The sequence below is a fragment of the Microbacterium songi genome (genome assembly GCF_042747925.1).
Lineage (GTDB): Bacteria > Actinomycetota > Actinomycetes > Actinomycetales > Microbacteriaceae > Microbacterium.
Genome location: NZ_JBHZIE010000003.1, coordinates 148,652 through 156,969, shown reverse-complemented (window position 1 = coordinate 156,969; position 8,318 = coordinate 148,652). Strand labels below are relative to the sequence as shown.

The 8,318-nt window shown below is 68.6% G+C and carries 8 protein-coding genes; 6 read left to right on the top strand and 2 right to left on the bottom strand.

The features are described from left to right. Nucleotides 1–231: 231 nt before the first annotated feature. Entirely contained in the window at nt 232–849 is a 618-nt protein-coding gene (locus tag ACFM35_RS06430; protein WP_378839849.1) for a vitamin K epoxide reductase family protein, read from the bottom strand. Nucleotides 850–1,137: 288 nt separating this feature from the next. On the opposite strand from ACFM35_RS06430, the gene ACFM35_RS06425 reads away from it, so the two are divergent. Continuing rightward, on the top strand, nt 1,138–3,465 hold the full coding sequence (locus ACFM35_RS06425; RefSeq protein ID WP_378839845.1) for an Rne/Rng family ribonuclease: 2,328 nt from the start codon (nt 1,138–1,140) through the stop codon (nt 3,463–3,465). A gap of 28 nt (nt 3,466–3,493) precedes the next feature. On the opposite strand, the gene ACFM35_RS06420 is transcribed toward ACFM35_RS06425, so the two are convergent. Beyond that, the gene (locus ACFM35_RS06420; protein WP_378839842.1) at nt 3,494–3,766 is read right to left on the bottom strand and encodes a DUF4031 domain-containing protein; all 273 of its coding nucleotides are present in this window, start codon (nt 3,764–3,766) and stop codon (nt 3,494–3,496) included. 170 nt (nt 3,767–3,936) lie between these two features. Between ACFM35_RS06420 and rplU the strand changes: the two genes are divergently transcribed. The 5 genes from rplU (at nt 3,937) to ACFM35_RS06395 (ending at nt 8,280) form a co-directional block, all read left to right on the top strand. After that, on the top strand, nt 3,937–4,245 hold the full coding sequence (rplU, locus tag ACFM35_RS06415; RefSeq protein ID WP_378839840.1) for a 50S ribosomal protein L21: 309 nt from the start codon (nt 3,937–3,939) through the stop codon (nt 4,243–4,245). A gap of 20 nt (nt 4,246–4,265) precedes the next feature. Then, the gene (gene rpmA / locus ACFM35_RS06410; RefSeq protein ID WP_378839837.1) at nt 4,266–4,529 is read left to right on the top strand and encodes a 50S ribosomal protein L27; all 264 of its coding nucleotides are present in this window, start codon (nt 4,266–4,268) and stop codon (nt 4,527–4,529) included. Nucleotides 4,530–4,628: 99 nt separating this feature from the next. Beyond that, nucleotides 4,629–6,137, top strand: a complete 1,509-nt coding sequence (obgE, locus tag ACFM35_RS06405) for a GTPase ObgE (protein ID WP_378839835.1) — start codon at nt 4,629–4,631, stop codon at nt 6,135–6,137. Next, a complete protein-coding gene (proB, locus tag ACFM35_RS06400; protein ID WP_378839832.1) occupies nt 6,134–6,994 on the top strand; it encodes a glutamate 5-kinase in 861 nt (286 codons plus the stop codon). Before obgE ends, proB begins: the two co-directional genes overlap by 4 nt. Next, entirely contained in the window at nt 6,991–8,280 is a 1,290-nt protein-coding gene (locus ACFM35_RS06395; RefSeq protein ID WP_378839830.1) for a glutamate-5-semialdehyde dehydrogenase, read from the top strand. Before proB ends, ACFM35_RS06395 begins: the two co-directional genes overlap by 4 nt. Nucleotides 8,281–8,318: the final 38 nt, after the last annotated feature.

Genomic DNA, 8,318 nt, shown 5'->3' with positions numbered 1-8,318 from the left:
GGTGGAAAGTGCGCATGCGGGGCGGCATCCCCGAAATACGCGGTCCATCCGCATGGGACCCCGGAAGGCAGTGGAGACCCGTCACCACATCACCCACACGCCTCAGCCGGGCACTACGCGCACGAAGCCCCGGCTGACGGATCCCGCCTGCAACAGGCGTACACACTGCGATGTGCGACGCCCACGACGGGCCGCCCCGGACGTGGCGTGCGCAGAGGCGGCGAAGGGCGCTCAGCCGAAGATCAGCGTGAAGATGTTCACGATCGCGTCGAGCCGCAGCTGCGCGATGAACAGGATCACTGCGTAGCTGAGGATCGCCATCAGCGGCACCCACGCCATGAGTCGATCCGCGACCTCGCGAACGCGCTCCGACACCGGCGCGACACCGCTCCGCAGCAGGTGAAGGGTGACGGCATAGAACGACGGGATCGCCACCGACCACGTCACCATGCACCAGGGGCACAGGGTCGCCAACGAGAAGATGCTCTGGTAGGCGAGCCAGCAGGAGAAGCCGAACGCGAACAGGAAGCCGAGCCAGAACAGCCACCAGAACCATCGTGCGAATCGTGCACCGGCCAGGATCGCGACACCCACGACGATCGGCGCGATCCACGCGGCCAGCCCGATGAGCGGGTTCGGGAAACCGAACGCGCTGCCCTGCCACGAGTCGAGGTTCTTGCCGCACTGCACCAGCACACTGAAGTCGCACGAGGCGCTGGACCCCGGATTCTCCAGGAGCGCGAACTTCTCCACGGTGAGCGAGAACGCCGCCCACCACCCGATGACGCCGGCGATGATCAGCCAGATGGCGAGGCCGGTCGGGCGCGTGCGTGACAGCGACGAGGACATGTCGGCATTATCCCAGTCCGGGCTGGGGGAGTCCCCGGTGCCGACCCCTCTCGCGACCCGCGGGAGCGTGCCGTCGCGCATCGCCCGGGTGAAAGTGCGATAATGGGCTTCGATGCGTCACGGCCACGACGGACGTCGCGTCACACGAATACTTCAGGGCCACGTGAGCCCTATCGCAGCACGAGCCACAGAGCCTGTTGCAGACCGCATTGAGTTCGCGGCCCCACCCCAGGGAGCCGCACGATATTTCGCCGGGCGACGCGGTGCCGCCCGCAGGGAGCGCCAGTGATGGCTGATGACAATGACCAGACCGAGTTCGAGAACACGCCGGAGCCCGCGGAGGAGCTGACCCCTACCGCACCCGAGTCGAGTCCCTCGCCCGACACGGAGCCTTCGCCCGACACGTTGCCCTCCCTCGACGCGGGTGCCGGGCCGAGTGATGATCTGGAGGTCGCAGAGGTCTTCGCCGACGCTGCCTCCGCGGAGGACTCCTCGTCACCCCAGGCGGACGAAGCGGCCCCGCCCACGGAGCCTGCGGACGATGTTCCGCTGACCGCAGTGACGCTCGGCCTGATCCCCGAGGTCTTCGTCTCGGCCGTCTCGACCCAGCTGCACTTCTACGCTCCGCCCATCATCGCGCTGCCGCCGCTCCCGCCCGTCCGGCAGAGCCGCGTCGAGGAGTCGGTCGACGAAGACTCCGCATCCGCGGGCGGCCGACGTCGCAACCGGCGCCGCACCGGCGGCGAAGGGCGGGAAGACGCGCCCGATGCCCCGCAGCCGCCGCAGCATCAGCCGCGCCAGCGCGCGGTCGAGCTCATCACCGAGCCGCAGCGCATCAAGGGTTCCACGCGTCTCGAAGCCAAGAAGCAGCGTCGTCGCGACGGACGCGAGGCAGGGCGACGTCGCACGGTCGTGACCGAGGCCGAGTTCCTCGCGCGTCGCGAGGCCGTCGACCGCACCATGATCGTCCGTTCCAAGAACGGCCGCATCCAGATCGCGGTGCTCGAAGACAAGGTGCTCGTCGAGCACTACGTCGCCCGCAACCAGGACGCCTCTCTGATCGGCAACGTCTACCTCGGGCGCGTGCAGAACGTGCTGCCCAGCATGGAGGCCGCGTTCGTCGACATCGGCCGCGGCCGTAACGCCGTGCTGTACTCCGGCGAGGTGGACTGGGACGGCGTCGAAACCGGCAACCAGCCGCGACGCATCGAGCTCGCCCTGAAGTCGGGGGACCGGGTCCTCGTACAGGTCACGAAGGATCCCGTCGGCCACAAGGGTGCGCGGCTCACGAGCCAGATCTCACTTCCCGGCCGATACCTCGTCTACGTGCCGGGCGGCGCGATGAACGGGATCTCGCGCAAGCTCCCCGACACCGAGCGCGCGCGCCTCAAGCGCATCCTCAAGGAGGTGCTGCCTGAGTCGAGCGGCGTCATCGTGCGCACCGCCGCCGAGGGCGCCACCGAAGACCAGCTCACCGTCGACGTGCAGCGACTGACCTCGCAGTGGGAGCACATCAGCGCCCAGCTCGAATCCGTGCAGGCGCCCGCGCTGCTGCACTCGGAGCCCGACCTGCTCGTCAAGATCGTGCGCGACGTCTTCAACGAGGACTTCTCCAAGATGCTCATCCAGGGCGAAGACGCCGCTCAGACGATCGAGAGCTACGTCGCAGGCGTCGCGCCCGATCTGCTCGAGCGCATCGAGCGCTACGACAGCGACGGCGACCCCTTCGACGACTTCCGCGTCACGGAGCAGATCGAGAAGGCGCTCGACCGCAAGGTCTGGCTGCCGTCCGGCGGTTCGCTCGTGATCGACCGCACCGAGGCCATGACCGTTGTGGACGTCAACACCGGGAAGTTCGTCGGCTCCGGAGGAAACCTCGAGGAGACCGTCACCAAGAACAACCTCGAAGCCGCCGAGGAGATCGTCCGCCAGCTGCGACTGCGCGACATCGGCGGCATCATCGTGGTCGACTTCATCGACATGGTGCTCGAGTCCAACCGGGACCTCGTGCTGCGCCGCCTGGTGGAGTGCCTCAGTCGCGACCGCACGAAGCATCAGGTCGCTGAGGTGACGTCACTGGGTCTCGTGCAGATGACCCGCAAGAAGCTCGGGCTGGGCCTGCTGGAGACCTTCAGTGAGCCGTGCGACGTCTGCGCCGGCCGGGGTGTCGTCGTGCACCACGATCCCGTCATGAAGCACCGCGCTCCGCTCACGGGCGCGCCGACGGGGCGTCGCCCGCGCTCGGGGCCGCCCAGCAACACGAACGGATCGTCTTCCGGGGGCGGCACCCACATGATCACCGAGGGAGTGAAGTCCGCACTGGCGCAGATCGCCGCATCGACGATCCACCCGCACGCGGAAGAGGTGCCGGCCACCGAGACGGAAGCCCCGGTCTCCGAGCCTGTCGAGCAGGTCACTGCAGAGCGTCCCAAGAAGCAGCGCAAGAAGCGTCCCGCACCCGCCGCCCCGCCGCGCACCGAGAAGGATGCTCTGCTGGACGTCGTGCTGAACGCCCTTCCGGAGCCGAAGGCCCCCGGTCAGGGCCGCGGACGGCGACGCGTGACCACGGCCGCCCTGACGGGTACGCCGGTGAGCACGACCCCCACCCAGGACTGAGGGCGACGCATCTCGGCGTCGCGGGCGGTCATCGTCCGCGACGCTGGCGCGCCGTCACCCGGAGGCCCGACGCGATCAGCGATCGCACGAGCGTGCGACCGTCGACGTGCACGGCACCCGCGGCGACGAGTCGAGCGTGGGCGTCTTCGGGCACGTCGTAGTGGTCGCGATCGAACCCGCGCCGGGGGATCCCGTTCGCCTCGGCGAACGCGTGCAGCTCGGCCAGATCCGAGTCGCTCACGAGGTGCGCCCACATCCGCCCGTGCGCGGGCCAGCGGGGGTCGTCGATCAGGATCGTCACAGACGGATCCTACGACCGCGCCGCGGGAGTCGGACCGCATCAGCTTTTGGGATATCGGCCCCGATCCGGTAATGTATTCCTTTGGTGCGTTGACGACAGTATTTGCTTCCGCACCGCATCTTTGCCCAGGCATCCGGAGCCGCGCGCTCCCTGAAGAAACAAGGTATGAAGTGGTCTACGCAGTTGTGCGCGCCGGTGGACGGCAGGAAAAGGTCGAGGTCGGCACGATCGTCGTTCTCGACCGACAGGCGGCGAAGATCGGCGACAGCATCCAGCTTCCCGCCGTTCTGCTGGTCGACGGCGACGCCGTGACGACTGACGCCGACACGCTCGCGAAGGTCAGCGTCACCGCCGAGGTCCTCGGTGAAGAGCGCGGCCCGAAGATCATCATCCAGAAGTTCAAGAACAAGACCGGGTACAAGAAGCGCCAGGGGCACCGTCAGGACCTCACGCGCGTCAAGGTCACGGGCATCAAGTAAGCACGGAAGAGACTCAGGACATGGCACACAAAAAGGGCGCAAGCTCCACCCGTAACGGTCGTGACTCCAACGCTCAGCGCCTCGGCGTCAAGCGTTTCGGCGGCCAGAAGGTCCTCGCCGGCGAGATCATCGTCCGCCAGCGTGGCACGCACTTCCACCCCGGCGTGAACGTCGGCCGTGGCGGCGACGACACGCTGTTCGCCCTGACCCCGGGCGCGGTCGAATTCGGCCAGAAGGGCGGCCGCAAGGTCGTCAACATCGTCGCCGCGGTGGCTGCGGAGTAGTTCGAGGCTGCACACAGTTTCGTACGAGGGGGCGGGCTTCGGCTCGCCCCCTCGTGTTTTCATCGAAGGCCGCTGAGGCCCATCACGGAGGAGGAGCGAATGGTCACGTTCGTCGACCACGTCACTCTGCACCTGCGTGCGGGCAAAGGCGGCAACGGCTGCGTCTCGGTCAAACGCGAGAAGTTCAAGCCTTTGGCAGGGCCCGACGGCGGCAATGGCGGGCACGGTGGCGACGTCATCCTGGTCGCCGACCCCCAGGTGACCACGCTCCTGTCGTACCACCATTCTCCGCACCGGTCCGCCAGTAACGGCGGATTCGGGATGGGCGACCACCGATCGGGCGCAGAGGGCGAGAACCTCGAACTGCCGATCCCGGTCGGCACCGTGGTGAAGGACGCCTCGGGCGAAGTGCTCGTCGACCTCGTCGAGCCGGGTATGCGATTCATCGTCGCGCCCGGCGGCATCGGCGGTCTCGGCAATGCCGCACTGTCGAATCCGAAGCGCAAGGCGCCGGGTTTCGCACTGCTCGGCACGCCGGGCTGGGAAGGCGATGTCGTCCTCGAACTCAAGACCGTCGCCGACGTCGCGCTCGTGGGCTTCCCGTCGGCCGGCAAATCGAGCCTCGTGGCGGCCATCTCCGCGGCGCGTCCGAAGATCGCCGAGTATCCGTTCACGACCCTGCATCCCAACCTGGGCGTCGTCCAGGCGGGCGACACCCGCTATACGGTCGCCGACGTCCCCGGTCTGATCGAGGGCGCCAGCGAGGGCAAGGGCCTGGGCCTGGAGTTCCTCCGCCACGTCGAGCGGTGCACGGCTCTGGTCCACGTGCTGGACTGCGCCACGCTCGAGCCCGGTCGCGACCCGATCAGCGACCTCGACATCATCCTCGCGGAGCTCGCCGCCTACCCCGTCCCCGACGGCCAGGTTCCCTTGCTCGAACGTCCGCAGCTCATCGCGCTCAACAAGGTCGATGTGCCGGAGGCGCAAGAGCTCGCCGACCTGGTCCGTCCCGACCTGGAGGCTCGCGGATTCCGCGTCTTCGAGATCTCGACCGTCAGCCATGATGGCCTGCGCCAGCTGACCTACGCGCTCGGCGACGTCGTGCTGCGGCACCGTGCGGAAGAGGCGGCGAAGCCGGCGCCCGAGCGCATCGTCATCCGCCCGCGTGGCAGCGAGAAGGACTTCACGATCCGCATCGAAGGCGGATCGTACGGCGACATCTACCGCATCATCGGCGACAAGCCTGTGCGCTGGATGCAGCAGACCGACTTCCAGAACGAAGAGGCCGTCGGCTATCTCGCCGATCGCCTGGAGAAGCTGGGCGTCGAGGACGAACTGCACCGCGTGGGCGCGACGACGGGCTCCACCGTCGTGATCGGCGAGGGTGACGGTGTCGTCTTCGACTGGCAGCCGACGCTCACGTCGGTGGCCGAGCTCATGACGGCGCCGCGCGGTACCGATCCGCGTCTGCTGCAGGACAACCGCCGCACGACATCGCAGCGCCGTGAGCGCTATCACGCGATGATGGATGCGAAAGCCGAGGCTCGTGCCGATCTCGAGGCCGAGCGGATCGGCGCGGGTGAGTCCTTCGACGAGGACGCGCAGTGACCGCACGCACGAGGGCGGAGCTGCGCACAGCCCGCCGCGTCGTGGTCAAGGTCGGCTCGTCGTCGATCAGTGGTGAGAACGCCGGCAAGATCCAGCCGATCGTCGAAGCGCTGGCCGTCGCGCACGGCCGGGGCACGGAGGTGGTGCTGGTCTCGTCGGGCGCGATCGCGACGGGAATGCCGTTCCTCGCTCTCGATGCGAGGCCCAGCGACCTCGCCACTCAGCAGGCGGCGGCCGCGGTCGGGCAGAACGTCCTGATCTACCGTTACCAGGAATCCCTCCGCCCGTTCCGCATCGTCGCCGGCCAGGTTCTGCTGACGGCGGGAGACCTCGAGAACCCCACGCACCGCTCCAACGCCCGGCGCGCGATGGAGCGACTGCTCGGCCTGCGCATCCTGCCGATCGTCAACGAGAACGACACGGTCGCCACCCACGAGATCCGATTCGGTGACAACGACCGGCTCGCCGCGCTCGTGGCCGAGCTCATCGGCGCTGATGCGCTGGTGCTGCTGAGCGACATCGAGTGCCTGTTCACCCGCCCGCCGGATCAGCCGGGCGCACGCCCCATCCATCGGGTCGAGTACGACGACGACCTGCATGGCTACGAGTTCGGCTCGGGCGTCGTGAACAGCGTCGGCACCGGGGGAGCGGCCACGAAGGTCTCCGCCGCGCGTCTGGCCGCCGCAGCGGGAGTGGGCGTGCTCGTCACGAGCGCCGATCGGGTGGCGGCGGCTCTCGACGGCGACGACATCGGCACCTGGTTCGATCCGCACCCGCACGGGAGCACACCGACGCCGACCGGCCCCATCCGCACGGCCCCGGTCGCGGCGCTGCCCGCCGATACACTGGGCCGATGACCATCACCGCGGGCGAGAGCGCTGTCGAGGCATCGGCGGCGGACGTGCTTCGTGAGCGGATGCTGCGGGCAAAGGACGCGTCGAGGCAGATCGGTCTGCTCTCCGACGCGCGCAAGCAGGACGTGCTGCGCGCGATCGCCGATTCCCTCGAGGCATCCGCCGCTCTCATCGTCGAGGCGAACCACGCTGACCTCGAGCGCGGTCGGGCGACCGGGTTGTCGGAGGGCCTGCAGGACAGATTGCGCCTGGACGAAGGACGCGTGGCGGCGCTGGCGCAGGCCGTCCGCGACGTCGCCGAGCTCCCCGACCCGGTGGGGCGCATCCTCGACGAACGGCTGCTCCCGAACGGCATCCGACTGCAGAAGGTGTCGGTGCCGTTCGGAGTTGTCGGCTCGATCTACGAGGCACGGCCCAACGTCACCGTCGACATCACCGCGCTTGCCCTGCGTTCGGGCAACGCTGTGGTGCTGCGCGGAGGCTCCGCGGCCGAGTCGACGAACCGCGCGCTCATCGACGCGATGCGAGAGGCTCTCACGTCCGCCGGCGTCGACCCCGAAGCTGTGCAGACCGTCGATGACTACGGCCGCGCGGGGGCGCGCGAGCTGATGCAGGCGCGGGGGATCGTCGACGTCCTCGTTCCCCGAGGGAGCGCTCAGCTGATCGAGACCGTCGTGACCGAGTCATCCGTCCCTGTCATCGAGACCGGCGCCGGTGTCGTCCACATCTTCCTCGACGCGACCGCCCCGGAGTCCTGGGCGCAGGAGATCGTCGTCAACGCGAAGGCGCAGCGTCCGAGCGTCTGCAACGCGGTCGAGACCGTACTGGTGCACCGCGATGCTGCGGAGCGTCTCGTGCGTCCCGTGGTGGCCGCCCTGCAGGAGGCCGGCGTCACCGTCCACGGCGACGACGACGTGCGCATGCTGGCCGCCGGCGTCGTGCCGGCGACCGAGGACGACTGGGCGACCGAGCACATGAGCCTCGACCTCTCGATGCGCGTCGTGGACGACGTCGATGCGGCCATGGCGCACATCCGTCGGTACTCGACGCACCACACGGAGTCGATCATCACCGAGGACGACGCGATCGCCGAGCGCTTCCTCGCCGAGGTCGATTCGGCCGTGGTGATGGCGAACGCGTCCACCCGCTTCACCGACGGAGCCGAGTTCGGCTTCGGAGCGGAGGTCGGCATCTCCACCCAGAAGCTGCATGCCCGGGGCCCGATGGGACTCGCTGAGCTGAACAGCACCAAGTGGCTCGCGCGCGGCTCAGGACAAGTCCGAGCCTGACGTCCTAAACTGAGGTGCGCACCGTGTGCACCGCCCCA

Excerpts from the sequence above, each read along its gene's own strand:
- ACFM35_RS06425 (WP_378839845.1), top strand. The coding sequence starts at position 1,138 with ATGGCTGATGACAATGACCAGACCGAGTTCGAGAACACGCCGGAGCCC.
- obgE (WP_378839835.1), top strand. The coding sequence starts at position 4,629 with ATGGTCACGTTCGTCGACCACGTCACTCTGCACCTGCGTGCGGGCAAA.
- rpmA (WP_378839837.1), top strand. The coding sequence starts at position 4,266 with ATGGCACACAAAAAGGGCGCAAGCTCCACCCGTAACGGTCGTGACTCC.
- ACFM35_RS06430 (WP_378839849.1), bottom strand. The coding sequence starts at position 849 with ATGTCCTCGTCGCTGTCACGCACGCGCCCGACCGGCCTCGCCATCTGG.
- ACFM35_RS06395 (WP_378839830.1), top strand. The coding sequence starts at position 6,991 with ATGACCATCACCGCGGGCGAGAGCGCTGTCGAGGCATCGGCGGCGGAC.